At 72.9% G+C, this 23,736-nt stretch carries 21 protein-coding genes and 2 riboswitches; of the genes, 6 read left to right on the forward strand and 15 right to left on the reverse strand.

What is annotated here, in order from left to right; genetic code table 11:
* Window positions 1-50 precede the first annotated feature (50 nt).
* Together GU5_RS0108160 and GU5_RS14765 are read right to left on the reverse strand one after the other, a co-directional pair.
* Window positions 51-2,738: an MMPL family transporter gene (locus GU5_RS0108160; protein WP_010525093.1), complete on the reverse strand. Its 2,688-nt coding sequence runs from the start codon at window positions 2,736-2,738 to the stop codon at window positions 51-53.
* 171 nt (window positions 2,739-2,909) lie between these two features.
* On the reverse strand, window positions 2,910-3,581 hold the full coding sequence (locus tag GU5_RS14765; RefSeq protein ID WP_158217719.1) for a TetR/AcrR family transcriptional regulator: 672 nt from the start codon (window positions 3,579-3,581) through the stop codon (window positions 2,910-2,912).
* Window positions 3,582-3,665: 84 nt separating this feature from the next.
* Here GU5_RS14765 and GU5_RS0108170 point away from each other — a divergent pair, with 84 nt between their 5' ends.
* Both GU5_RS0108170 and GU5_RS14770 read left to right on the forward strand, forming a co-directional pair.
* Entirely contained in the window at window positions 3,666-3,905 is a 240-nt protein-coding gene (locus tag GU5_RS0108170) for a hypothetical protein (RefSeq protein WP_010525095.1), read from the forward strand.
* A 245-nt stretch (window positions 3,906-4,150) separates the two neighbouring features.
* Window positions 4,151-5,605: an anthranilate synthase component I family protein gene (locus GU5_RS14770; RefSeq protein ID WP_050806637.1), complete on the forward strand. Its 1,455-nt coding sequence runs from the start codon at window positions 4,151-4,153 to the stop codon at window positions 5,603-5,605.
* 51 nt (window positions 5,606-5,656) lie between these two features.
* On the opposite strand, the gene GU5_RS0108180 is transcribed toward GU5_RS14770, so the two are convergent.
* Window positions 5,657-6,505 carry a hypothetical protein gene (locus tag GU5_RS0108180; RefSeq protein ID WP_010525097.1) on the reverse strand — a complete coding sequence of 283 codons (849 nt, stop codon included), beginning with the start codon at window positions 6,503-6,505 and terminating at the stop codon, window positions 5,657-5,659.
* Between the two features lie 184 nt (window positions 6,506-6,689).
* Window positions 6,690-8,183, reverse strand: coding sequence for a cardiolipin synthase (gene cls, locus GU5_RS0108185; RefSeq protein ID WP_010525098.1), 1,494 nt, complete (start codon window positions 8,181-8,183; stop codon window positions 6,690-6,692).
* Window positions 8,184-8,304: 121 nt separating this feature from the next.
* Between cls and GU5_RS0108190 the strand changes: the two genes are divergently transcribed.
* A complete protein-coding gene (locus GU5_RS0108190; RefSeq protein WP_029514138.1) occupies window positions 8,305-9,264 on the forward strand; it encodes an aminodeoxychorismate lyase in 960 nt (319 codons plus the stop codon).
* A gap of 117 nt (window positions 9,265-9,381) precedes the next feature.
* Here the strand turns inward: GU5_RS0108190 and GU5_RS0108195 are convergent, their stop codons facing one another.
* From GU5_RS0108195 to GU5_RS0108210, 4 genes are all read right to left on the reverse strand, one after another.
* The gene (locus GU5_RS0108195; RefSeq protein WP_010525100.1) at window positions 9,382-10,698 is read right to left on the reverse strand and encodes an LLM class flavin-dependent oxidoreductase; all 1,317 of its coding nucleotides are present in this window, start codon (window positions 10,696-10,698) and stop codon (window positions 9,382-9,384) included.
* A complete protein-coding gene (locus GU5_RS0108200) occupies window positions 10,695-11,561 on the reverse strand; it encodes a 3-oxoacyl-ACP reductase (RefSeq protein WP_010525101.1) in 867 nt (288 codons plus the stop codon). The genes GU5_RS0108195 and GU5_RS0108200 overlap by 4 nt, the downstream gene beginning before the upstream one ends.
* Window positions 11,562-11,658: 97 nt before the next feature.
* Window positions 11,659-11,754, reverse strand: a riboswitch (TPP riboswitch).
* Window positions 11,755-11,801: 47 nt separating this feature from the next.
* On the reverse strand, window positions 11,802-12,620 hold the full coding sequence (locus GU5_RS0108205) for a carbon-nitrogen hydrolase family protein (protein ID WP_010525102.1): 819 nt from the start codon (window positions 12,618-12,620) through the stop codon (window positions 11,802-11,804).
* 84 nt (window positions 12,621-12,704) lie between these two features.
* Window positions 12,705-13,187: a M15 family metallopeptidase gene (locus GU5_RS0108210; RefSeq protein ID WP_010525103.1), complete on the reverse strand. Its 483-nt coding sequence runs from the start codon at window positions 13,185-13,187 to the stop codon at window positions 12,705-12,707.
* Between the two features lie 342 nt (window positions 13,188-13,529).
* On the opposite strand from GU5_RS0108210, the gene GU5_RS0108215 reads away from it, so the two are divergent.
* Entirely contained in the window at window positions 13,530-14,243 is a 714-nt protein-coding gene (locus tag GU5_RS0108215; protein ID WP_010525104.1) for a response regulator transcription factor, read from the forward strand.
* 14 nt (window positions 14,244-14,257) lie between these two features.
* Window positions 14,258-15,379: a HAMP domain-containing sensor histidine kinase gene (locus GU5_RS0108220; protein WP_010525105.1), complete on the forward strand. Its 1,122-nt coding sequence runs from the start codon at window positions 14,258-14,260 to the stop codon at window positions 15,377-15,379.
* 52 nt (window positions 15,380-15,431) lie between these two features.
* Here GU5_RS0108220 and GU5_RS17895 read toward each other — a convergent pair whose 3' ends face one another.
* Both GU5_RS17895 and GU5_RS0108230 read right to left on the reverse strand, forming a co-directional pair.
* Window positions 15,432-17,816 carry an ATP-binding cassette domain-containing protein gene (locus tag GU5_RS17895; protein WP_010525106.1) on the reverse strand — a complete coding sequence of 795 codons (2,385 nt, stop codon included), beginning with the start codon at window positions 17,814-17,816 and terminating at the stop codon, window positions 15,432-15,434.
* 355 nt (window positions 17,817-18,171) lie between these two features.
* Complete coding sequence (locus GU5_RS0108230) at window positions 18,172-18,858, reverse strand: ECF transporter S component (RefSeq protein ID WP_010525108.1); 687 nt, start codon at window positions 18,856-18,858, stop codon at window positions 18,172-18,174.
* 118 nt (window positions 18,859-18,976) lie between these two features.
* Window positions 18,977-19,100: riboswitch (TPP riboswitch) on the reverse strand.
* Window positions 19,101-19,262: 162 nt separating this feature from the next.
* Between GU5_RS0108230 and GU5_RS14785 the strand changes: the two genes are divergently transcribed.
* Entirely contained in the window at window positions 19,263-19,535 is a 273-nt protein-coding gene (locus GU5_RS14785; protein WP_010525109.1) for a DUF4235 domain-containing protein, read from the forward strand.
* Window positions 19,536-19,681: 146 nt separating this feature from the next.
* Here the strand turns inward: GU5_RS14785 and mnhG are convergent, their stop codons facing one another.
* The 5 genes from mnhG to GU5_RS14795 are packed head-to-tail and all read right to left on the reverse strand — an operon-like array spanning window position 19,682 to window position 23,735.
* Window positions 19,682-20,083: a monovalent cation/H(+) antiporter subunit G gene (gene mnhG, locus GU5_RS0108240; RefSeq protein WP_010525110.1), complete on the reverse strand. Its 402-nt coding sequence runs from the start codon at window positions 20,081-20,083 to the stop codon at window positions 19,682-19,684.
* Entirely contained in the window at window positions 20,080-20,622 is a 543-nt protein-coding gene (locus GU5_RS16360) for a monovalent cation/H+ antiporter complex subunit F (protein ID WP_010525111.1), read from the reverse strand. The genes mnhG and GU5_RS16360 overlap by 4 nt, the downstream gene beginning before the upstream one ends.
* Window positions 20,622-21,281 carry a Na+/H+ antiporter subunit E gene (locus GU5_RS0108250; protein WP_083830415.1) on the reverse strand — a complete coding sequence of 220 codons (660 nt, stop codon included), beginning with the start codon at window positions 21,279-21,281 and terminating at the stop codon, window positions 20,622-20,624. The genes GU5_RS16360 and GU5_RS0108250 overlap by 1 nt, the downstream gene beginning before the upstream one ends.
* A complete protein-coding gene (locus tag GU5_RS0108255; protein WP_010525113.1) occupies window positions 21,278-23,098 on the reverse strand; it encodes a Na+/H+ antiporter subunit D in 1,821 nt (606 codons plus the stop codon). The genes GU5_RS0108250 and GU5_RS0108255 overlap by 4 nt, the downstream gene beginning before the upstream one ends.
* 1 nt (window position 23,099) lies before the next feature.
* Window positions 23,100-23,735: a Na(+)/H(+) antiporter subunit C gene (locus GU5_RS14795; protein WP_010525114.1), complete on the reverse strand. Its 636-nt coding sequence runs from the start codon at window positions 23,733-23,735 to the stop codon at window positions 23,100-23,102.
* Window position 23,736: the final 1 nt, after the last annotated feature.

Raw genomic sequence — 23,736 nt, forward strand, 5'->3', positions numbered from 1 at the left:
GGCCTGACGCCCCGACCGGCCCCCGACCCGGCTGCCTGACCGGCGGCGGCTCAGTCCCGCGACGCGGAGCCGGAGGAGGTCAGCGCCGGGATGCCGGAATACTCCGGCTCCCACCGCTCCTCGCCGACCTCAGGCCCCGCGCCGGGAGCCCGCGGCCCGTCGTCGGCGCCCGGACCATCGGGACCGCCGGATCCGCCCGAACCGCCGGATCCGGGCGATCCGGGCGAACCACCCTCGTCGTCGGCGTCGAGCGACCGACGCTCCAACGCCGCCCCCTCGACGTCGACGTCCGGCAGCATCCGGTCCAGCCAGCGGGGCAGCCACCAGGCCGCCCGACCGCAGAGGGTCAGCAGCGCCGGCAGCAGGAGCAGCCGGACGACGAAGGCGTCGAGCAGCACGCCCAGCGCCAGGCCGAGTCCGATGGACTTGACCATCGGATCGTCGGTGAAGATGAATCCGGCGAAGACCGAGCCCATGATCAGCGCCGCGGCGGTAACGACCGAGCGGCCGGCGTGCAGGCCGCGGCGCACCGCCACCTTCGGCGAGGCGCCGTGGACATAGGCCTCCCGCATCCCCGAGGCGGTGAACAGCTGATAGTCCATCGCCAGGCCGAAGAGGATGCCGGCGGTGAGGATCGGCAGGAAGGTCAGGATGGGGCCCGGCTCGGTGATGCCGAAGACCGGCTGCATCCAGCCCCATTGGAAGACCGCGACGACGCCGCCCAGTCCGGCGGCGTAGGAGCCGACGAATCCGAGGGTGGCCAGCACCGGCAGCAGCAGCGAGCGGAAGACCACCACCATGAGCACCAGCGACAGACCGACCACCAGCCCCAGGTAGAGCGGCAGGGCGTCGGCGATGACCTCGGAGATGTCGATGTTCGCCGCGGTCATGCCGGCCACGGAGAGCTCGACGTCGGAGACGTCCGAGCCGTCCAGCAGCACGCCGTCGCGCAGATCGTGGACGAGCTGCTCGACCTCCGCCGAGGCCGGACCCTTCTCCGGGATCACCTGGAAGGCCGCGATCTCGTGGTCATCGTCGACGGCGGCGGGGACCGCCGCGGCGACCTGATCGTCGGCGCGCAGCGCCTCGCCGATCGCGATCTGCTGCTCCTGCGCTCCGGCCTCGTCGAGGCCGTCGGACAGGTCGGCGACCGCCAGCAGCGGGCCGTTGCGGCCCTCGCCGAAGGCTTCCTCCATGGCGGTGTATGCCTGGTACGAGGTCGACTCGGCGGGGTCGGAGCTGGCGTCGGGCAGGCCCAGGCGCATCGAGCCCACCGGGATGGCCATCACCGCCAGCGCGAGGACGGCGACGACGCTGATCAGCGCCGCCCGTCCGGTCGGCATGGCGGTGGAGATCTCCGTGCGGCGTCGCATGCCGATGTGACGCCGCTCGCCGCGGCGCAGGATGTGCCGGCCGACGAGCGAGAGCACCGCCGGTGTCATGGTGATCGCCATCAGCACCGCCACGGCCACGCAGGCCGCACCGATCGAGCCCATCAGGCCCAGGAAGCCGATGCCGGTGACATTGAGCGCCAGCAGCGCGATGATCACCGTCGCCCCGGCGAAGAGCACCGCATTGCCGGCGGTGCCGGTGGCCAGCGCGATGGATTCGCGCAGCTCGAGGCCGTCCTTCAGCTGGGTTCGATGCCGGTGCAGGATGAACAGCGCGTAGTCGATGCCCACCGCCAGGCCGAGCATCAGGCCCAGGATCGGGGTCACCGACATCATCTCGACGAAGCCGGAGAGCGACAGCGCCCCGGCGACGCCGATTCCCACGCCGATCAGCGCGTTGACCAGCGGCAGCCCCGCGCCGACGAAGGTGCCCAGCATGACCAGCAGCACCACAGCGGCGATCATCAGTCCGATCGCCTCGGTGGGGCCGAAGAGGGCGGGCATCTCCATGTCCAGGTCGCCCGAGGGCAGCACCTCCACGCCGTCGAGGTCTGCCTCGGTCAGCACGTCGGAGACCTCGGAGAGGTCGCCCATACCGACCTCGGCCATCGCCTCGGTGAAACCGATGCTCAGCACGGCGACGTCGCCGTCTTCTGAGACCATCGACACGTCGGAGGCCAGGTCCATCATGGCCTCGCCGCGCTCGAGCTCGTCCTGACCGTCGGCCAGCTCCTCGGCGCCGGAGTCGAGCTCCTCCGCGCGGGACTCCAGCTCCTCGCGCTGGGCCTCGAGCTCCTCCTGCTGCTGGGCGAACTGCGACTGCATGGACTCGTAATAGCCCTGCTGCTGGGCCTGGGCGATCGCGTCGTCGAGCTCCTGCTGGCCCTGGTCCAGCTGCTCGCGACCCTGTTCGATCTGGTCGCGCCCGTCGGAGATCTCCTCGCGCGAGTCCTCGATCTCGGTGCGCGAGTCGGAGAGCTGGTCCTGCTGCTCCTGACGGTCCTGCGCGGCGGCGAAGGGATCGGTGACGCCGTCGACGGCATCGACCTCCTCGACCTCCTCGGCGAGGTCGGCGACGGCGTCCTGCTGCGCGTCGGTGAAGGCCTCGCCGTCCTCGGTGCGCAATACCGCCGTGGCCGAGCCGCCGGAGACGTCCGGCAGCTCCTCGGCGAGCCGGTCGGTGACGCGGGTGGTCTCCAGGTCGGGCAGCGAGATCTGGTCGGTCAGCTGCCCGCCGAAGGAGAGGAAGGAGGTGACGGCCAGCGCCAGCACCGCGAGCCAGGCCGCGACGACGGTCTTGGCGCGACGGGCGGCGAGCAGTCCGAGTCGATGCAGCAGAGCAGCCATGGGCGGCGGCCTCCGGGGACGAGGATGATGCGCGGAACGGGACGGCCGAGCGGCCGCCGCACCCAGCCTAATGCGGCTCGGCCCGTCTCGGAAATCATCGTCGGAAAGATCACACCGCCGCTCTGCGGAGCGTCGGGGACGTCCAGCCGACCCGTGGCCTCGCGGCCCCGCTCAGCGGAGCATGGGGTCCAGCACCGTGTCGACCAGCGAGTGCGCCCACCTGTCACCGGGGCGCCCGGTGGAGACGATGCGCAGCAGCAGCGGATCGGTCAGCGCCGCCGACATCGTCTCCGGGACGGCCTGCTCCCCCAGCCGTCCGGCCGCGCGCTCGGCGACGAGACGCTCGACCAGCGGAGTGTCCTCCCAGAACGTGGTGGTGGCCAGCAGCTCCTCGTCGGCCGCACCGGGGGTGACCAGCGCCTGCATGATGCTGCGCGCCATGCCGATGGTCTCCTCGGTGAAGACCAGCTCCAGCGTGTGGTCCATCCACCGGTGCAGGTCCGCGCGCAGGTCGCCGGTGTCCGGCAGCGGGGCGAACTCCAGCCGCATATGTCCGGCCAGCAGCGCCTCCAGCACGACGGCGGCCTTGTTCGGCCACCAGCGGTAGATGGTCTGCTTGCCCACGCCGGCCTCGGCGGCGATGCGCTCGATGGTCAGCGAGTCGTAGCCGACCTGCTCGTCGTCGAGCAGCCGGGCGACCGTGGTGAGCACCGCCTGATGCGAGGCGACGCTGCGCGGGCGGCCGCGGCGGGGAATCTGCCCCGCGTCGACGACGTCGGGGGCGGAGGAGCCGCCGCACGGGGCCGGGCCTGTGTCTCGAGTCTCGGTGCTGTCGTCGGTCACGCCGGCCATCGTACCGCCGCGCGACGAGCCGCCACGGCCTGACCGGCCCGGCATCCGCCGGCGACCGCGCCCTAGACTGGACCCATGCCGCATCCCCGATCCTCCGACGAGGGACCCGCCCCCGACGTCGTGGTCCAGCCGCGCCGCGCCTCGTGGGGCACGGTGGTCGCCGGCGTCTGCATCGCTCTGACCGGCGCTCTGCTGATCGACCCGGACGGCTGGCCGCTGTGGATCTCGATCATCCAGATCATCATCGGCGCGGCGATCGCCGCCGACGGCGCGCGCCACCTGATCCGCCGGCGCCGGCTGCTCGGCGATGGGTGAGCCGGCACGGGGTGAGCCGGCGACGGGTGAGCCGCCGGTCGTCCGCGCGCCCGTCGCCGTCGGCGGCCTCGGCGCCGACGGGCTGCCCGAGGACGTCGCCGTGACGCTCTTCGCCCGGCTCTGCCCGACGGACGAGGAGGCGACCCCGGCGGCGCTGCTGGACAGCAGCGACCACGCGACCCCCGGGGCGGCCGCGCAGCCGACACAGCATCATCGCCCTCTCCCGCGGCCCGCACGCCGTCGAAGTGCGCCACCGCGCCGGAGTGACCGTCGAGATCGCCGACGGCGGCGAGCGCCGCACCGAGGAGGGCTTCTTCGCCTGGCTGCGCCGCCGCTGGCCGCACGCACCCGCGGCCTCCGAGGACGCCGGAGATGCCGGAGACTCTCCCGACTTCGCGCTGGGCTGGGTCGGCTGGCTGGGCCACGAGCTCTGGCACGAGCTCGCCCCGCGGCCGGGACACGGGCCGACTCCCGCCGTCGCCGCCGACGCCGCCTCCGAAGGTCCGGCCGGGCGGGAGCCGGGCACCGACGACGCCCGACTCTTCCGCGCCACGCACGCCGTCGTCGTCGACCATGCTTCCGGCACCGTGGAGCGGCAGAGCCTCGGCGAGGACTCCGCCTGGGCCGCCGCGGTCGACGCCGCGGCGGCCCAGGCGGTCGCCGCGGCACGGCAGGCAGACCGCCGCCCCGGAGGAGCCGAGGAGCCCGACCTGCCGCCGACCGTGGCCGAGCTCGCCGTCCGCGACTCGCGCACCCGCCACCTGGCCGCGATCGACGAGGTGCTGGCCGAGATCCGCGAGGGCACCACCTACGAGGCCTGCCTGACCACGGCGGTGACCGGCCGTCTGGTCGCCGGCTCCGCGGGATCCCTGGACGTGCTGTCCCTGTATCGCCGGCTGCGCGCGGCCAACCGGGCGCCGTTCACCCAGCTGCTGCGCTTCCCCGGCGCCGGCCGAGCGGCGGACCTGCTGTCCACCTCGCCGGAACGTTTCCTCAGCCTCTCCGCCGACGGCACCGCGCGCACCGAACCGATCAAGGGCACGCGGCCGCGCGGCGCCGACGCCGCCGAGGATGCCGCGCTGCGCGATGAGCTGGCCTCCCACCCCAAGGACCGTGCGGAGAACGTGATGATCACCGATCTGGCGCGCAACGACCTGTCGATCCACGCCGAGCCGGGCACCCTGCGCACGGAGCGGCTCTGCGCGGTCGAGAGCTACCCGACCGTGCATCAGTTGGTCTCGACGGTCAGCGCCCGGGCGGCCGCGGGCGTGGCCCACGCCGACGTCGTCGCCGCCGCCTTCCCGCCCGGCTCGATGACCGGGGCGCCGAAGCTCTCCACCCTCGAGATCCTCGAACGGCTGGAGACCGGACGACGCGGCCCCTATGCCGGGGTGGCCGGGTACTTCAGCACCACCGGCGCGGCCGATCTCTCCGTGCTCATCCGTACGCTGGTGCTGGAGCACGAGGACGGCGCCGAGGGCGCCGAGGGCGCCGGGGACGCGGAGGGCGCCGAGGACGTCTCGCCCGCCCGCCGAGCGACGCGCGGACCGGCGCCGGGAGCAGCACCGGGAACAGCACGGATGCATCTGGGCCTCGGCGGGGCGATCGTCGCCGACTCGGATCCCGCCGCGGAATGGGAGGAGATCGTCGCGAAGGCCGCCGGAGTGCTCGGCGCGCTCGGGGTGGACTTCCCCGGGTGACCGGGGCCGCTCGACGGTGCGCGGTCCGGGGACGCGCGACCCCGGCGCCGCTCAGCCGAGCAGGTCCGGATGCTCCTCCAGGGCCGCCCGCTGGACCTCCAGCGCCTGGTCGAAGGACTCGCGGCTCAGACCCACGCTGGAGATGCTCAGCACGTGGTGCCCGAGATCCGCTGTGACGGAGAAGCCGTCCACACGGGAGGAGATGGTCCCGCCGGTCGGCGCGGCCGAGGACTCGCCGCCGCCGTCGTCGATGGACATCGACAGGCCGCGGAAGGGGCCCTCGGCGAGCGCGCCGAAGCTGACACCGTCGTGGCGGCTCTCCAGCGACTTCCCGTCGCAGGCGGCCAGGACCTCGTCCCAGACCTCGCCCCGGGAGACGGGACGGTCGTAGGCGAGCATCCACACATGGAGGGTGTGCTCGCCCGCGTCGTCGGTCACCGTGGCCTCGCGGTAGACGCCGTCGACCGGGTCCTCGCCGACCAGGCGCTCGTTGACCGTGTCCATCTGCCGGGCGCACGCGTCGTCCTCGCCGAAGCTGCGGCGATAGGCCTGGCCGGTGACGCCGATGCTCTCCTCGAAGTACTCCAGGCCGGTGCGCCGGACGACCTCGTCGGCGGTGAACGGGTACTCCCCCTCCCCGAGGAGCACCTCCTGCATGTCCTCCCGGTCCAGCCGCGCCGCGGCGGGCTCGCCCCCGCCGGAGGCGCTCGGGCCGCCCGCGCCCTCGTCCGAGCTCTCGGTGGCCACGGCGGCGTACGGGTCGCGGGAGCCGGCGCTCGAACCGTCCTCGGCGACTGCGGAGCAGGAGGAGAGCGCGAAGGTCGAGGCCAGCGCGGCCGCGAGCACCAGCCGCCGCCGCGATGGGGCCGAGTCGGCTCCCGGGCGCGGGTCTGTGCTCATCGTCTCTCCGGGTAGGAAGCAGTGCGGTGGTGCGGGCGGCGGGGCGACGTCGGCCGGTGCGGCCGTGCGGTCGCCGTCGAACGCGGGGACTCGCCGGAGCACCCGGTGCGACGACGAGCCCGTCCAGCTTAGCCCATCGTCGCGGGCCGACGGGCTGCGCTCGTGACCGCGCCGGAGGCGAGGCTCACTGCAGGGCGGAGGTCAGCCGGAAGACGTTGTCCAGGTAGCGCACGTACCAGGGGCGGTGCGTCCAGTCGTGCAGGGTCAGCAGCGAGGAGACCGAGCGGTACCGGGCGAAGACCGTCTCCAGCTCGCGGACCTTCTCCGGATCGACGATCATCAGCGTGACCTCGAGGTTCAGCGAGAACGACCGCATGTCCATGTTCGACGACCCCATGACCGCGACGTCGTCGTCGATGATCATGAACTTCGAGTGGAGCACGTCCGGATCCGGGTAGCGGTGGATGCGCACTCCGGCCTCGAGCAGCTGCTGATAGTAGGACTGCTGGGCATGCTGGACCATGAACTGGTCGGCCTTCCGCGAGACCATCAGCGTCACGTCCACCTCACGGTGGGCGGCGTTGGTGATCGCACAGAGCAGCGAGTCGTCGGGCACCAGATAGGGGGTGCAGATGATCACCCGCTCGGTGGCCTGGTAGATGAGGTCGTTGAACAGCCGGAGGTTGTTCTCGTCGGGGAAGCCGGGGCCGGAGGGGACGACCTGCACCAGCGAGCCGCCGGAGGCCCGCTCGTCGGCCTCGATGTCGACGCGCAGCACGTCGCCGAGGCTCTCCCCCGTCTCGGCGTACCAGTCGGAGGCGAAGACGATGTCCAGCCCGGTGACCGCCGGGCCGGTGAGCACTGCGGTCATCTCCACCCAGCGGCGGCCCATGCGCGCGGCCGACGGGCGCTGGTAGTGCGGCTCGATGAGGTTCGCCGAGCCGGTCAGCGCGGTCCTGCCGTCGACGACGACGATCTTGCGGTGGTTGCGCAGATCGATCCGGGAGAACCGGCCCTGGAACGGCCGCACCGGCAGCACCCGGTGCCACTGGATCCGCGAGCCCTTCAGCCGGCGGACCAGTCGCCGGTAGCCGTGGACGCGCATGGTGCCCAGGTGGTCGTAGAGCAGCCGCACGGCGACGCCGCGCTCGGCGGCGCGCTCCATCGCGTCGAGCACCGGGCCGGCGTACTCCTCGTCATCGCCGACGATGTAGAAGAGCACGTGGACGTAGTCCTCGGCGGCGTCGATGCTGGCGACCATCCATTCGAAGGACTCGCGATAGTCGGGCAGCAGCCGGATCCGGTTGCCCTCCTGCAGCGGGAAGGCCCCGAGGTTGCGGTTCAGCGCGGCGGTGGCGCCGAGCTGCGCGTCGTCGGCGCGCAGCTGGTCGGAGAGGTCCATGTGGCTGGTGATCTCCAGCAGCTCCCGGTTGATCCAGGCCTGGCGCTCCTGACGCTTCGCGGAGAGCTTGTTGCGGCCGATCAGCAGGAACAGCGGCAGCGCGACCACCGGGATGAAGAAGATGGCCAGCAGCCAGGCCATGGCCGTGTTGGGACGCCGGTCGCCGGGCACGATGCCCAGCACCGCCAGGCGCACGACGATCTCGAGGACCACGAGCACCGCGAAGATCCAGTCGGCGAGGCCTTCCAGGCCCAGCACGCTCAGCGGCCACAGCACAGTTCTGCCCACCCCCTCCGGTCGGCCGTCCGACGCCTGATCCACCATTCTACGGCCCCGAAGCCCCTGACCGGGCGGTGCGGGTGCCCCCGAGCCGGGCGCAGGGCCTATGCTGGCCGGCATGGCTGAGCATTTTCAGGAAGACTCCGTCGCCGCCGTCGGAGTGCGCATCGACGCCGAGCACCCCCACGGGATGATCTTCGATCCGCACCAGCCCCAGCTGCGGGTGACCGACCTCGGCGCGATCCGCGGCGACGGCGTCTTCGAGACGATGTACTGCCTCGGCGGAGAGATCCGGAAGCTGGACGCCCATCTGCGCCGTCTGGCGCGCTCGGCCGGGATCTGCCAGCTACCCCTTCCGCCGGCGGAGTCCTGGCGGGGCGCCGTCGACCTGGGCATCGAGGAGTTCAGCACCCGCGGCACGCTGCCGGAGCACCTGACCATCAAACTCGTGGTCACCCGCGGCGTCGAGGGCGAGCCGGCCGCCGACGACCCGGCCTTCGCCGGCACCGCCTGGGTGCTGCTCACCCCCGCCTCGGAGTCGCTGCTGGCCTCCCGCGGCGAGCCGATCGCGGTCACCCTGCTTGACCGCGGCCATGACTCCACCGCCGCCGAGCGCGCCCCCTGGCTGCTGCTGGGGGCGAAGACGCTGAGCTACGCGGTCAACATGGCGGCGCTGCGCCACGCGAAGGAGCATGGCTTCGACGACGTCATCTTCCACACCAGCGACGGACAGATCCTCGAGGGCCCGACGTCGACGGTGCTGCTGGTGCATCGCGGGGCCGAGGGCTCGCCGCCTCGGCTGTCCACCCCGGAGCGGGAGTCCGGCATCCTGCCCGGCACCACGCAGGGGGCGATCTTCGCCGCCGCCGAGCGCGCCGGGTGGGAGCTGGGCTACGGCCCGCTGACCCCGGAGGAGCTGCGCGCCGCCGACCACGTCTTTCTGGCCTCCTCGGTGCGGCTGGTCTCGCCGGTCACCCGGATCGACGACGTCGAGAAGCCGGTCGACCACGATCTCACCGCCGAGCTGACCGCGCTGCTGGCCGAGGATCTGCCAGTGGGCCGCCCGCTGGACGACTGAACCCTCCCCTCTGACCCTCGGCGATGACCCTCGGCGATGACCCTCGGCGATGACTCCGTGGAAGGTGTGGGAATACGTCGCGTTTCCCACACCTTCCACGGAGTCATCGAGGGGCGGTCAGCGCGACGCCGGCTCCGGCACCTCCAGCCCCAGATGCCCGCGCAGCGTCGTCGCGCCGTACGCGGTGCGGAACCGGCCGCTGCGCTGCAGCTCCGGGACCACCTGGTCCACGAAGTCCTCCAGACTCGCCGGCAGCGCCGGCGGCATGAGGTTGAATCCGTCGGCGCCGCCGCGGTCGAGCCAGCGCTCGATCTCGTCGGCGACGGACTCCGGGGTGCCGACCATCGTGCAGTGGCCTCCCCCGGCGGCGAGCCGGCCCAGCAGCTGCCGCACCGTCGGACGCTCCGACTCGATGATCCGCAGGATCGTCGCATAGCGGCCCTGCGGCCCGGTGAACGCCTCCAGCGGCGGCAGCTCCGGCACCGGGGCGTCGAGCTCCCAGTCGGAGGTGTCCTGCTGGGTGAAGACCGCCAGCTGGCGCAGCGAGTCCTCCACCGGCAGCAGCTCGTCGAGGGCGGCCTGCTTCTCCCGGGCCTCGGCCATGGTCGAGCCGACATAGGTCACCAGTCCGGGCATGACCGCCACAGAGTCCGGGTCCCGACCGGCCGCGGCGATCCGGGCGCGCACATCGCTGCGGTACGCCTGCCCGGCGGCGAGGTCGTAGGCCACCGCGTAGATCGCCTCCGCCCGCCGCGCGGCCAGATCCCGGCCCTGCTCGGAGGAGCCGGCCTGGAAGAGCACCGGGCGGCCCTGCGGCGGGCGCGGGACGTTCAGCGGCCCGCGGACGGCGAAGTGCTCGCCGGCGTGCTCCAGCGAGGCCAGCCGGGAGCCGTCGACGTAGCGTCCGTCGCGCTCGACCACCAGCGAGTCCTCCGGCCAGGAATCGAGCAGCCGGGTGACGACGTCGACGAACTCCTCGGCCCGGCCGTACCGGACGGCATGGGGCGGCATGGCCTCCATCCCGTGGTTCTGCGCCTCGGCGTCGAACATGGAGGTCACCACGTTCCAGCCGAGCCGCCCGCCGGAGATGCGGTCCAGACTGGCCAGCAGCCGGGCGGCGTGGAAGGGAGCGTAGAACGTCGCCGACACTGTGGAGACCAGCCCGATGCGCTCCGTGGCCCGGCTCAGCGCGGTCAGCAGGGTCAGCGGCTCGAAGTGCCACATCGGCCCGTCCTCGACGCCGGTGATGCTGATCGACTGCCCGTCGGCCAGGAAGACCGCGTCCAGCAGCCCGCGCTCGGCGATGCGGGCGATCTCCTCGTACCAGCCCAGGTCGGCCAGCTGGTCGGCGGACGAGTCCGGCGCCCGCCAGGCGGCCTTGTGGTGGCCGGCGCCGTGGAGGAAGAGGTTGAAGTGTGCCGGCTTCGGGCTCATCCCTTCACCAGCCCGCCGTCGACGATCAGGTTCTGCGCCGTCACCCCGCGCGCCCAGGGCGAGGCGAAGAAGACCGCGGCGTCGGCCAGCTCCTCCGGGGTGGTGACCCGCCGCAGCGGCGTGGACGCGGCGATGGCGTCGAAGACCTCGGTCGGCGTGGCCGCGGAGGCGTCGGTGCTGCGCAGCAGCCCGCCGGAGATCATGTTGACGGTGATCCCCTCCGGCCCCAGGTCCTCGGCGAAGGTCCTGGTCAGCGAGAGCAGCGCCGCTTTGGCGGCGGTGTAGTCGTGGTACGGCACCACCGGGTGCTGGAAGAGGTTGGTGCCCACGGAGATGATCCGGCCGACGCCGGCCTCGCGCATCCCGGGCAGCGCGGCCTGGATGACCTGCAGCGGAGCCTGCACCGATCCGGAGAACTGCGTCGAGAGCTCGGCGGCGGTGATCTCGCCGGCCGTCGAGCGGGCGTCGCCGGTGAAGGCGAAGTCCACCAACGCGTTGTTGACCACTGTGGTGATCGGGCGGCCGAAGTGCTCGCGCGCGGCATCGACCAGCGTCCGGACCTGGGCGGCGTCGCGGACGTCGGCGGCGACGGCGAGCGCCCGGCCCGGGTGCTCGGCGGCCAGCGCCTCGGCGGCCTCGCGCGAGCTGCGGTAGTTGATCACCACGCTCGCCCCCTCGCGGAGGAAGGCCCGGGTGATCGCCGCGCCGAGGCCGCGGGCGCCGCCGGTGACCAGCACGAGCTGCTCGGACAGCGGCGCGGCGGGGCGGAGCGCGTCGGCGGCGGTGTCGGCAACAGTGTCGGCAACAGTGTCGGCAACAGTGTCGGCGACGGAGTTCTCGGCGTTCTGGGAGTCGGTGCTCATGCGTGCCTCTCGTCTCGAGGCGAAGGAGCATGCGCCGGGCGGATGCGCGCGTCTCGACGGTCTCGGTCGACCGCTGCGCTCCGGCCGCGACCGCGAGCCGCACCGTGACGGACATTCCCTTCGCCAGTGCGAACTGGATCAGGTTCGACGGGTGTCATCTCAGCCGCGGATCGCGGCACCCCGTGTCACGTCCCTATGCAACCACACTCACCCACGACGGGGCGGGATGTTGCGCAGATCTCAGCTCCGCGGGATCTCCCGGGCGTTGGCGAGCACCGGCAGCCGCTCGCGCGCCGAGGCGACGGCGTCGACGTCGAGGTCGGCCACCAGCAGCTCCGGGGCCTCGCCGGCCTCAGCGAGCACCTCGCCGGTCGGACCGATGATCATCGAGTGTCCGACGCCGGTCGGTGCGCCGTCGACGGGCTCGACGCCGGCGGCCGAGGGCAGCCCCTGGCCGCAGGCGATGACGTACTGTGTCGAATCCAGCGCGCGGGCGCGGGCCAGCAGCCGCCACTGGTCGACCTTGCCCGGTCCGGCGCCCCAGGAGGCCGGCAGGATCGTCGCGATCGCGCCGGCGCGGGCGTGGGCGGTGAACAGGTCGGGGAAGCGGACGTCGTAGCAGGTCGCCAGCCCGAAGGTCGCGGCGTCGACGTCGACGCGCACCGGAGTCTCCCCCGGAGCGACGGTGGTCGACTCGCGGAAGCCGAAGGCGTCGTAGAGGTGAATCTTGTCATAGGAGGCCTCGACTCCGGGGCCGACGGCCAGCAGCGTGTTGGCCACCCGCTCGCGGCCCTCGTCGCTCGGCGGCGCGGGGGTGAACATGCCGACCACCACGACGACGTCGTGCGCCGACGCGATCTCCCGGGCCGCGGTCGCCCAGGGTCCGTCGATCGGCTCCGCGATCGAGGTCAGAGGATGCCCGAAGGCGCGCTGCGTGGCCTCGGGGAAGACGACGACGTCGGCGCCGGCCTCGGCGGCCTGCTGCGTCCAGTCGCGGACGAGCTCGAGGTTCTGCTGCGGGTCCTCGCCGGTGACGAGCTGAGCTGCTGCGATGCGCATGGAGCCAGCGTACCGCGGGCCGTCCAACCCGGATCGTCCAACCCGGATCGTCCAATCCGGATCGTCCAATCCGGATCGTCCGCGTCACCGCTGCAGCCGGGGGTCCTCACCGGGGTCCGCGTACTTCGGCGGGCAGCCCCGTGTCACCGCCTCGGGGCGCAGCTCATAGTGCCAGGATTCGTTCGCGTAGATCTGGCAGAGCCCGTAGTCGGCGCCGTGGCGGCGCATCCAGTCGATGGCGTCGTAGGGGCCGACATCGACGGCGTCGCCGCTGACATGCTGCGAGGTCTCCGCCGTGGCGGCCCAGCGGGACGCCGCTTCATGGGACCCGTGCTCGTCGACGGCGTCCTCGAAGAGGTCCTCCTGGTACCTCTCCGAACGCCACCCGCTGGTGATGCCGATGCTGACCCCCTCGGCGACCGCGTCCTCCGCGGCCGAGCGGAGTGCCTCGAGGAGGTCATCGTCGAGTCGGGTCACAGCCGGGTGGTCCTGGTCGGCAGCGGGGAGATGGACGTCCTGATCGACCACGCCGTCCTCGACGCCTGGCTCTCCCGTGAGCTCCTCCATGAAGGATCCCCAGGATGAGCCGGCATCCGTCCTCTCCGCCGCAGCGGAGGAGTCCGAGTCCCCGGACGATGAACCTCCGGCAGACGGGACCGACCCCTGCACGACGCAGACCGCCAGCACCGCGGCCACGGCCAGGAGGACCACGGCGACGGCGGCGGAGCGACGGTGGCCGCCCCGAGGGGGCGCTCCCGTCGGGGCGGCATCCGACGGGTCGCGTGATGAACTGGCTGATGTCGCATGTCTTGTGGTGTTCATGGCCCCAGCCCATCGGTCCCCGTGTTGTCACAGCGTATGCGGATCCGCATACGCCGACGATATGCAGGCCTGCGTAGACTGCCGGTGATGCGCGTACTGATCGTCGAGGACGAGCCCTACCTCGCCGAGGCCGTCCAGCAGGGACTGCGTCGCGAGGCCATGGCGGCCGACGTCGCCGGAGACGGAGACTCCGCACTGGAGCTGCTGGATCTCACCACCTACGAACTGGTGGTCCTCGACCGTGACATCCCCGGCCCGTCGGGCGACGAGGTCGCCCGTCGGATCGTGGACTCCGGGTCCGGGACGCCCATCCTCATGCTGACCGCCGCCGACCGATTGGACGACAAGACCTCCGGGTTCGAGCTCGGCGCCGATGACTATCTCACCAAGCCGTTCGAGCTGAAGGAGCTGGTACTGCGCCTGCGAGCCCTGGCCCGCCGACGCCGGGACCCCAGACCACCCGTGCTCGAGGGCGCCGGGCTGCGGCTCGATCCGTTCCGTCGCGAGGTCTTCCGCGGAGGCCGCCATGTGGCCCTCACCCGCAAGCAGTTCGCGGTGCTGGAGGTGCTGCTGAGAGCCCAGGGCGGCGTCGTCGGCGCCGAGGAGCTGCTGGAGCGGGCCTGGGACGAGAACGCCGATCCCTTCACCAATGCGGTGCGGATCACCGTCTCCGCACTGCGGCGCCGGCTCGGGGAGCCCTGGGTGATCGCGACGGTGCCCGGAGTGGGGTACCGCATCGACATGTCCGCGGCGGAGGGCCCGGGCGACGACCCCGGCGCCGGCGGGCGGAGCGCCCCATGAAAAGACCGCCGGGGATGAGCGTGCGGGTACGGCTGACGCTCAGCTACGCGGGATTCCTGGTGCTGGCCGGAGGACTGCTCCTGGCCGTCGTGTGGGTGTTCCTGCTGCGCTATGTACCGGATCGCACGATCCGCTCGCAGGGCGGGTTCGTCCCGGCTCGCTCCGATCTCGTCGAAGCCTTCGCCCCGGCCGCTCTCGCGGCGCTGACATTCCTGCTGGTCATCGGGCTGGCGGGCGGCTGGATCCTCGCCGGCCGGATGCTGAGGCCGCTGGACCGCATCACCGAGGCCACCCGGGCGGCGGCCGACGGCTCGCTGGCCCATCGCATCGCCCTGGCGGGCCGCCAGGACGAGTTCCGCGAGCTCGCCGACGCCTTCGACACCATGATGGCGCGGATCGAGTCTCATGTCGCCGAGCAGAGGCGCTTCGCGGCCAACGCCTCCCACGAGCTGCGCACTCCGCTGGCGACCACACGGATGCTGCTCGACGTCGCCCGGGATGATCCGGACCGCGGCGGCGGGGAGCTGATCGACAGGCTCCGGGCCGTCAACGACCGTGCCGTCGAGTTGACCGAGGCGCTGCTGCTGCTCAGCCGGGCCGAGCAGGGCACCTTCGACATGCGGCCGGTGGAGCTCTCGCTGATCGCCGAAGAGGTCGCCGAGGACCTGCTGCCGCTGGCCGAACGTCGCGGAGCGCATCTCGAGGTGGTCGCCGACGCCGCGCCGACGGCGGGCTCAGAGACTCTGCTGACGCAGCTGGCCGCCAATCTGGTGCAGAACGCCATCGTGCACAACCTGCCCTCCGAGGGTCGGGTCGTCCTCCGCACGGCGCCAGAGGACGACGGTGCGAGCCCGTCCACGGTGCTGACAGTGGAGAACACCGGGGAGCTCCTGTCCCCGGCGCACGTCGCCGTGCTCGCCGAACCGTTCCAGCGCGGTGCCGGACGATCCCGCAGCACCTCGCCCGCCGGCGACGGCTCCTCCCTCGCATCGAGTTGGGACCACACCGGCGCGGGACTCGGCCTGGCCATCGCCCGGCGCATCGTCGAGGCCCACGGAGGGACCCTCGAGCTGAGCGCGAGGCCGACGGGCGGGCTGCTCGCCGTCGCGCGTCTTCCACCCGCCTCCCACCCCTGAGCCCGCTCGAAGGCACGGTGTCTCCGTCGTCGGCGCGGGCCCGCGGACCGCCTCACCACACCGGGTTCCACGCCCCGACGCCGATCGAGACCGCCGTGGCCGCCGCGGCGAGCGCCAGCCCGCCGAGGATCAGTCCGACGTCGGCCGCGTCGGTGCGCGCGGGCCGCGCCCAGGTGCGCGGCCCGGCGCCGAAGCCGCGGGACTCCATGGTGACCGCCAGGCGGGTGGCGATGCGGATCGCCTGCACCAGCAGCCCGAAGGCCTGCGAGAGCGTCGCCCCGATCCGGGCGACGAGGCCGCCGTGGGCGCCGATGCCGCGGGCCCGGCGGGCATGGCCGATCGTCGTCCAGTGCTGGGCCAGCAGGCCCAGCAGCCGCATCGCCGCCAGCGCACCGAGGACGAAGCGCGCCGGCAGCCGCAGCTGCTGGGCCAGCCCGTCGGCGAGATCCGTGGGGTCGGTGGTCGAGAAGACCAGCACCGAGGGGATCACGATGGCCAGCGCGCGGGCGCCCATGGCCACGCCGAGCTCCAGCGAGCCGGCGGAGACCGTGGTGAAGCCCAGGTCCAGCAGCGTCTCGCCGGACGCCTCGGCGGCGACGGCGGTCCCCCAGACGGCGACGACGGCGCCGACGGCGAAGGGCCACAGGCGCCTCAGGAACTGTCCGAGCCGCAGCCCGGCGGCCGGGACGAGCAGCAGGCCCGCGGCGATCACCACCGCCGAGCTGACCCAGTCCATCGTCGCCACCAGGGCGACGGTCACCAGCAGCACGGCGGCGAGCTTGGCCAGCGCGCCGCGGCGGCCCAGGAACGACTCGCTGCGGACGCCGGAGAGCATCGGGACGGTGGAGCCGGAGGCGGGCTCGCGGGCGGGGGCGGCCCGGCGGCCGGACGACGACGGCGCGACGTCGCCGGAGATCTCGGATGCCTCGGCGTCGTCCTCCCGCGCCCCTCCCGCCGGCTCGCCGAGACGCAGCTCCTCGGCGTCCAGGGCCTGCAGGAAGGCGGCGTCGTGGGTCACCGCGATGAGCGCGCCGCCGGCGTCGAGGTGCTCGCGCAGCAGCCGGACCAGCTCCGCGAAGGTGTGGGCGTCCTGGCCGAAGGTCGGTTCGTCGAGCAGCAGCACCGCCGGACCGGCGGAGAGCACCGTGCCCACTGACAGCCGGCGCTTCTCCCCGCCGGAGAGGGTGAAGGGATTGGCATCGGCCAGCTCGGTGAGCCGCAGGCGCTCGAGCAGCTCGGCGACCCGGGCGGCGACCTGCTCCTCGGTGAACAGCGGGTCCTCGGTGCCCGGACGGCGGGCCTGGCGCGCGCCGAGGGCCAGCTCCTCGTGGACGGTGGGACGGACGAACTGGTGCTCGGGCTCCTGGAAGACCACCCCGAGGCGGGCGACCAGATCGGCCGCGCGCCAACCGCCCGGGTCCTCGCCCAGCCGATTCCGGCCGCCCGCGGCGCCGGGAGCGCCGGCCGCCTCCCCGGCACTGCCGGCACCGCCTATCAGCCCCGCCCCGGCGATCACCCGGCCGCCGTGGAGCGGCAGCAGCCCGGCCAGGCTGAGCAGCAGCGTGGACTTCCCCGTGCCGTTGCGTCCGGTCAGCCCCAGTGCCCGGCCGCGGCGCAGCGTCAGGTCCACACCGTCCAGCACCGGCCGAGGCGCCGATCCGGCGCGCGGACCGCGCCGTCGACCGTGCCGTCGACCGTCGCTTCGGCCCCGGCGCGGGGCGGTGCGGTCGACGGCGAGCGCCTCGGCGGACAGCAGCTCCTCGCCGTCGTGTCCGGACGGCGCCGGGTCGACGACATCGCCACGGCGCGGCGACCACGACGGCAGCTGCGGGGGCATGCCGGGGACCCAGAGCCCCATGGCGGCCAGCTCGTCGCGCAGGGGCTCGTCGTCGGCGATGCGCGCCGCATCGACCCGGCGCGCCACGCCGCCGCCGGTCTCGAGCACGACCAGCGTGTCGAAGTGCTCGGCCCAGACGCCCAGCCGGTGCTCGACGACGATCAGCGTCGCCCCGGTGGCCTCGGCGGCGGCGAGGACCGCGTCGCGGACCTGGACGACGCCGGCCGGGTCGAGGTTCGCCGTCGGCTCGTCGAGGAGCAGCAGCCTCGGACGCATCGTCAGGATCCCGGCCAGCGCGAGCCGCTGCTTCTGCCCGCCGGAGAGCTGGGCGGTGGGATGGTCGAGCATCCGGGCGGCCGTCGCGCCCGTCCCGCCGGGGCCGCCGGGGCCGCCGGGGCCGAGCCCGACGGCGTCGAGCGCCTCACGCACCCGCTCCCAGATCTCGCCCCGTTCCACGGCGAGGTTCTCCGCGGCGAAGGCGACGTCGTCGCCGATGCGGGAGAGCACCACCTGCGACTCGGGATCCTGCTGCATCAGGCCGGCCCGGCCGCGGGCGGTGTCGGGAGCGGCGCCGTCGATCCGCAGCGCACCGGCGGACACGGCGTCCTCGTCGTGGAGGACCCCGGCGAGCCCGTGCAGCAGCGTGGACTTCCCCGCCCCGAGGGGCCGGCCAGCAGGACCTTCTCCCCCGGGGCGACGTGCAGATCCAGATCCTCCAGCGCCGGGGCCGGACGGTCGGCGTGCTGGAAGGTCCAGCCCTCGGCCCGGACCTCGGCGCCGGCCGGGTGCGGTGATGTGCCGGCCGCCGACGGCGCATCATCAATCGGTGCATCAGCGATCGGTGCATCAGCGATCGGTGCATCAGCGATCGGGGCGGGGGCGAACGGTGCGGAATCGCTCGGCGCGGTCCCGGCCCGCCCGTCGTCGACGGTCCCGCGCGGCGTCGGCGTCGCGCTCATCGGCCCGCTCCGGAGCCGACGACCGGCTCACGGTGGGCGCGCCGCGAGGCCAGCGGGCCGAGCACCGAGGTCGCGGCCAGCCCACGCGTCGCGACCCACATCAGCGCTCCGGCGATGATCGCTCCGGAGAGGGTGAAGCAGCCGATGTGGACGGCGGTCTCCAGCGGCGCATAGGCGTACATCGGGATGATCCAGTGGTAGGTGGCCCCGCCGAAGAAGCCCGAGAGCGCACCGGCGAGCACGGCGGTGTCGAGGGTGAAGCGGCGGTAGAGGAAGGCCAGGAAGATCAGCTCCGCGCCCAGACCCTGCACGAAGCCCGAGGAGAGCACGGTCAGTCCCCATTGCGAGCCCAGCAGGGCGGAGACGACGGCGGCAACGAGCTCACAGTAGATCGCCGCGCCGGGCTTGCGGATGATCAGCGCGCCGAGCACGCCGGGGAAGAGCCACATGCCGTGCACGATGGTGGCCATGGGCGGATAGGCGGCGAAGAGGCCCCCGATGACCTGGTAGCTGAGGTTCCAGCCCCAGAAGATGACGCCGGCGGCGACGGCGAGGGTGGAGGCGACCACGATGTCGGAGACCGACCAGCGGGTCGTCTTCGCGCTCCGGGTGGTCGGCGACGGCGTCGCGGCGGCCCGCTGCGGATCCTTCTTCGATGCCTTCGAGGCGTCGGTGCTGCTCATGATGCTCCCTGGTCGTCACAGTGATGGACCACGAGCACGCAGGAGGGAGCCGGGGACGACGGTGCGGCAGGACCGCAGGTGCGCGGACTGATGCCGCCGTCGTCGGCGATCCGGCATCCGAGGACGAGTCTCGACTTCCTTCGCAGGTGCTGGCCTGATCAGGTTCGAGGGTCTGGGCCTTCAGCCCACTCTCAGCGCCTTCCGGCACGTGCGTGCCGAGGGGCGCTCCCCTGTCGTGTCTCGAATGACGTGCCCCACCGTACCTCACCGGCGCCGCGGCGGGGAGAGGGCCGGGCGGCGGCCAAGCCTGCGGCGCCTGGGCTAGGCTGGGGACGAGGTCGGCCGCCCGCGATCCGCGCGGCGGCGGCCGGGCGCGCACAGAGACCGACCCGCGAGGAGTGCCGATGGACAAGATCATGGACAAGCTGCTGACCACCGGGATTTCGCTGGCCGGGGGCTTCGCGGCCACGAAGGCGTTCGAGTTCGCATGGAAGCAGGCCACCGGCGAGGAGACGCCGAAGAGTTCGGAGGACGAGGACATCTCGCTGCAGAAGGCGCTGATCTTCGCGGTGAGCTCCGCGGCGGTCTCCGCCGGGGTGCAGGTCCTCTCCCAGCGCGGAGCGAAGGCCTCGATGCGGAAGATCAAGGGCGCCGCCAAGGACCCTTCGGAGGTCTGAGGGGCTTTCCGCGGCTCCCGCCCGGCATCGAGTGGCCGCCGATGACGACGAATCGGCCGCCGATCCCCTCGTCAGGCGCAGAACTCTCGTCACCGGCGGCCACTCGATGACGTCGGTGCCTCCTGGCCCGGGCGTCGGCGGGGCCGTCAGGAGCTCGGCCGGTCCTCGTCGAGCTCCGGGCGCGAGGTGTCCTCGCGGGCGATGCGGTCGACGGCGCGCGCCAGCTCGTCGACGACGAGCGCGTCGCGCCGCACGTGCCGGCTCCGGTACCCGGCCCGGCCGACCATATGGGCGCTGACCGGTGCGGTGAGGATCTGCACGCCCCAGGTCAGCAGCGCGATGGCGATCAGCTCCCAGCTGCGCCAGGTCAGCGCGGCGGCCAGCACGAACATCAGCAGCCCGAGCACCTGCGGCTTGGTGGCCGCGTGCATCCGCGAGTGCAGGTCCGGGAAGCGCAGCAGCCCGACGCCGGCGGCCAGCGACATCAGCCCGCCGATCACCAGGAACACCGCCGCGACGCCGTCGAGGATCGGGGCCAGCTCGCTCATCGCTCCTCCTCCCGCCGATCCGCGCCGTCACGGCCTGCGCCCTCGGGGTCGCCATGGCCCTCGTCGTGGTCCTCGTCGTGGTCCTGCCGCGCGCGGGCCCGCCGCTGCTCCTCGCGCCGCGAGCGGGCCAGGGCGGTGAACCACGACGTCGCCGGGTCCTCGTCGCCGACGGCCTCCGACGTCGGCCGCGAGGGCTCGGCCCCCGCCGTCCGCGCCGTCCCGGCCGTCCGGGTCTCCCCCGCGGCGGCCGCGGCCGGATCCGGCCGGGCGACCTGCTCATGGCGGCGCACCGGGATGAAGCGGGCGATCGCGACGGCGCCGAGGAAGCCGATCATCGCCCCGGCGATGACGAAGAGCACGAAGTCCCGGTGGTCGCGGGCGATCATGTCCACCAGCAGCATCGAGGAGACCACCAGCAGGGTCACGTCGACGGCGATGACCCGGTCGAGCACCGACGGGCCGCGGAAGACGCGGACCACCGCACAGAGCACGGCGGCGCCCAGCAGCGCCTGGGTGATCAGCAGCGCAGTCTCCAGCATCAGGACCTCCCTCCTCCGGACGCGTCGACGTCGCCCAGTGCAGCGCACCGGGCGGCGGACCCGGCGATCGGCGGATGCGCCCGCAGCTCGGCGGGGCTGAGCCCGGGCGTGCGCCCCAGGCGCTTCTCGGCGCGGATCCCCGCCAGATCCGACGGCGTCCCGCCGGCGCGGATGAGCAGCGCCTCGTCGCGCAGCACCGAGCGGCGCACCTGTTCGATGTCCTCCGGGCCGCGGAAGTCCAGGCAGTGCAGGTAGAGCGTGGTGGTCGTGCGGTCGACGTCGAGCACCAGCGAGCCCGGCACCAGCGCGACGGCGTGGCCGACCATCGTGACGAGGAAATCGTCGTGGCTGCGCAGCTGCACCGCCACGATCGCGCTGCGCACCCGGGGGCCGCGGACGACGGCCAGCCAGGCCACTTGGAAGGAGGCGGCCACCATCCGCCCCAGGAAGCGCCCGGCGAAGACCGCCCACCAGAACAGGTTGAAGCGCCCCGTGCCGCGCAGCGGCGGCAGGTAGAACACCCGCACGATCACCGTGCCGAGCACCAGACCGACCAGCAGCGTGCCGAGCGTGAAGTCGCGCCAGACCGCCATCCAAAGGAACGCCAGGAAGGCGATCAGCGGCATCTCCAGCCGCAGCGGGGTCCTCGGTCGCCTCATCGGGACTCACCTCCTGCCTCGTCGCCGGCATCATCGCCGGCACCGGACCCGGCACCGTCGCCGGCACCATCGCCGGCACCGGACGCGGCGTCGTCCGCGTGGCCGTCGGCGGCGTCGTCGGACTCCAGCTGCTCGGCGTCGCGCGGCTCCACCGAGGTGTGCACCGGAGCGTGCTCCTCCGCGCCGCCGTCGCCGGTCTCGAGGCCGTCGACCTGCGCGGCCAGCTCGCGCAGCTCGGCCCGGACGCCGTCGACGCGCTCCTCGCCCAGCACCGCCTCGAGATAGGGGGTGCGCTCGTACATGTCCTGCGCCGCCGCCCGGGAGAAGCTCAGCAGCGGGCCGGCGAAGACGGTGAAGGCCAGCGAGAGCCCGACCAGCAGCGCCGTCGGAACCGTCATCGACGTCGGCAGCAGCCGCTTGTTGGCCGCCCGCGCGTGGGCCAGCGTCTTCGACATCAGCAGCGGGTCGGGGTCGTCGGCGTCCTCGGCGCGGCGCCAGAACGCCCGGGCCCAGATGCGGGCCAGCGCCAGCAGCGTCAGCAGCGAGGTGACCACCGAGCCGACCACCAGCGTCCAGGCGATCGCGGTGTTCTCCGCGACGCCGCCCTGGATCATCCCGAGCTTGCCGATGAAGCCGCTGAACGGCGGGATGCCGGCCAGATTCATCGCCGGCAGGAAGAACAGCACCGCCAGCACCGGGGAGATCTTCGCCAGCCCGCCCAGCCGGTCCACCGCCGAGGTCCCGGACCGGCGCTCGATCAGCCCGGTGACCAGGAACAGCGTGGTCTGGATGGTGATGTGGTGGGCGACGTAGTAGATCGTCGCCGACATCCCGGTGATCGACAGCAGCGAGAGCCCGAAGACCAGATAGCCGATGTGGCTGGTGAGCGTGAAGGAGAGCATGCGTTTGACGTCGCTCTGCGCCAGCGCGCCCAGGATCCCGACGAGCATGGTCAGCAGTGCGACGATCATCAGCGCGGTGTTCAGCCGTTCGCCGGGGAAGAGCAGCGTCTCGGTGCGGATGATCGAGTAGATGCCGACCTTGGTCAGCAGGCCGGCGAAGACCGCGGTCACCGGCGCCGGCGCCGTCGGGTAGGAGTCCGGCAGCCAGAAGGCCAGCGGGAAGACCGCGGCCTTGATCCCGAAGCCGACCAGCAGCATCACATGCAGCAGCAGCTGCATGCCGCGGTCCAGCTCGCCCAGCGCCAACGCCAGATCCGCCAGGTTCACCGTGCCGGTGGCCGCATAGATGACCCCGATGGTGATCAGGAAGAGCAGCGAGGAGACGATGGAGACGACCACGTAGGTCACTCCGGCCCGGATCCGCGCCTCGCCGCCGCCGAGGGTGAGCAGCACGTAGGAGGCGGTCAGGAAGATCTCGAAGCCGACGTAGAGGTTGAACAGGTCCCCGGCCAGGAAGGCGTTGGAGACGCCGGCGACCAGGATCAGATACGTCGGGTAGAAGATCGACACCGGACCGTCGTCGCGCCGCTCCTCGGCCGCGGCGCCCTGCCCGACCGCATAGAGCAGCACTGCCAGCGTGATGATCGACGAGACCACCAGCATCAGCGCGGAGAACCGGTCGATGACCATCGCGATGCCGAAGGGCGCCGGCCAGCCGGCCAGATGGACCGCCTGCGCCCCGCCCTGCCAGACGTCGGCCAGCAGCACGATCTCCAGCACCACGGTCAGCGTCAGCGTGCCCAGAGTGACGGCGCGCTGGGTGGTCTGCTGGCGGTAGAAGGCGAAGCCGAAGCCCGCGCCGAGCACCGGCAGCAGCACCGCCAGCGGGATGAGGGAGGCCAGATCGCCGTCCATGTCAGCGCCTCCTTCCACGGCGGGGCGGGCCGTCGGAGGAACCGTCGGCAGAACCGGCGTCGGGCTCCGCCGCTCGCCCGCGAGCCCCTGCGTCGTCGTCGGGTTCGTGCAGCCCGCGGCGCAGCTGGTCCTCCACCGCGCCGCCGGCGGTCGCGTCCCGGCCGGCCTGCGGATTCAGCAGCCGGCCGCGCTGGCGGGCCTGGTGCGGGTCCGCAGGGTCGGCCTCGGAGAACTCGCTGGTCTCGGCGGGCACGTCGGAGTCCTCCTCCGGGTCGTGGACGGGCTGGGCGGCCACGCGACGATCCTCCTCGTCGTCGGCGACCTCGTCCTGCCGCGCCAGCGCCCAGGAGCGGTAGATCAGCGCCAGCATCAGGCTGGTCAGCGCGAAGGAGATCACGATGGCGGTGAGCACCAGCGCCTGCGGCAACGGGTCCAGCATGTCCTCGAAGCCGGCGTCGCCGCGGACGATCGGCGCCAGTCCGGCCCGGCCGGCGGTCTGCAGCATCAGCAGGTTCACCCCGTTGGAGATCAGGATGATGCCCAGCAGCACGCGGGTCAGCGAGCGCTCCAGCAGCAGGTGGACGCCGACGGCGAAGAGCGCGCCCATCAGCACCAGCAGCGTCAGATTGATCGTCATG

Origin of the sequence: Nesterenkonia sp. F, assembly GCF_000220985.1 — a bacterium.
Taxonomy (GTDB): Bacteria; Actinomycetota; Actinomycetes; order Actinomycetales; family Micrococcaceae; genus Nesterenkonia.

What these genes read in the sequence shown, in the direction of transcription:
- GU5_RS0108160 (WP_010525093.1), bottom strand. Translation starts at nt 2,738, where the DNA reads ATGGCTGCTCTGCTGCATCGACTCGGACTGCTCGCCGCCCGTCGCGCC.
- GU5_RS0108170 (WP_010525095.1), top strand. Translation starts at nt 3,666, where the DNA reads ATGCCGCATCCCCGATCCTCCGACGAGGGACCCGCCCCCGACGTCGTG.
- GU5_RS0108180 (WP_010525097.1), bottom strand. Translation starts at nt 6,505, where the DNA reads ATGAGCACAGACCCGCGCCCGGGAGCCGACTCGGCCCCATCGCGGCGG.
- GU5_RS0108190 (WP_029514138.1), top strand. Translation starts at nt 8,305, where the DNA reads ATGGCTGAGCATTTTCAGGAAGACTCCGTCGCCGCCGTCGGAGTGCGC.
- GU5_RS0108195 (WP_010525100.1), bottom strand. Translation starts at nt 10,698, where the DNA reads ATGAGCCCGAAGCCGGCACACTTCAACCTCTTCCTCCACGGCGCCGGC.
- GU5_RS0108200 (WP_010525101.1), bottom strand. Translation starts at nt 11,561, where the DNA reads ATGAGCACCGACTCCCAGAACGCCGAGAACTCCGTCGCCGACACTGTT.
- GU5_RS0108205 (WP_010525102.1), bottom strand. Translation starts at nt 12,620, where the DNA reads ATGCGCATCGCAGCAGCTCAGCTCGTCACCGGCGAGGACCCGCAGCAG.
- GU5_RS0108210 (WP_010525103.1), bottom strand. Translation starts at nt 13,187, where the DNA reads ATGGAGGAGCTCACGGGAGAGCCAGGCGTCGAGGACGGCGTGGTCGAT.
- GU5_RS0108215 (WP_010525104.1), top strand. Translation starts at nt 13,530, where the DNA reads ATGCGCGTACTGATCGTCGAGGACGAGCCCTACCTCGCCGAGGCCGTC.
- GU5_RS0108220 (WP_010525105.1), top strand. Translation starts at nt 14,258, where the DNA reads ATGAGCGTGCGGGTACGGCTGACGCTCAGCTACGCGGGATTCCTGGTG.
- GU5_RS0108230 (WP_010525108.1), bottom strand. Translation starts at nt 18,858, where the DNA reads ATGAGCAGCACCGACGCCTCGAAGGCATCGAAGAAGGATCCGCAGCGG.
- GU5_RS14785 (WP_010525109.1), top strand. Translation starts at nt 19,263, where the DNA reads ATGGACAAGATCATGGACAAGCTGCTGACCACCGGGATTTCGCTGGCC.
- mnhG (WP_010525110.1), bottom strand. Translation starts at nt 20,083, where the DNA reads ATGAGCGAGCTGGCCCCGATCCTCGACGGCGTCGCGGCGGTGTTCCTG.
- GU5_RS16360 (WP_010525111.1), bottom strand. Translation starts at nt 20,622, where the DNA reads ATGCTGGAGACTGCGCTGCTGATCACCCAGGCGCTGCTGGGCGCCGCC.
- GU5_RS0108250 (WP_083830415.1), bottom strand. Translation starts at nt 21,281, where the DNA reads ATGAGGCGACCGAGGACCCCGCTGCGGCTGGAGATGCCGCTGATCGCC.
- GU5_RS0108255 (WP_010525113.1), bottom strand. Translation starts at nt 23,098, where the DNA reads ATGGACGGCGATCTGGCCTCCCTCATCCCGCTGGCGGTGCTGCTGCCG.
- GU5_RS14795 (WP_010525114.1), bottom strand. Translation starts at nt 23,735, where the DNA reads ATGACGATCAATCTGACGCTGCTGGTGCTGATGGGCGCGCTCTTCGCC.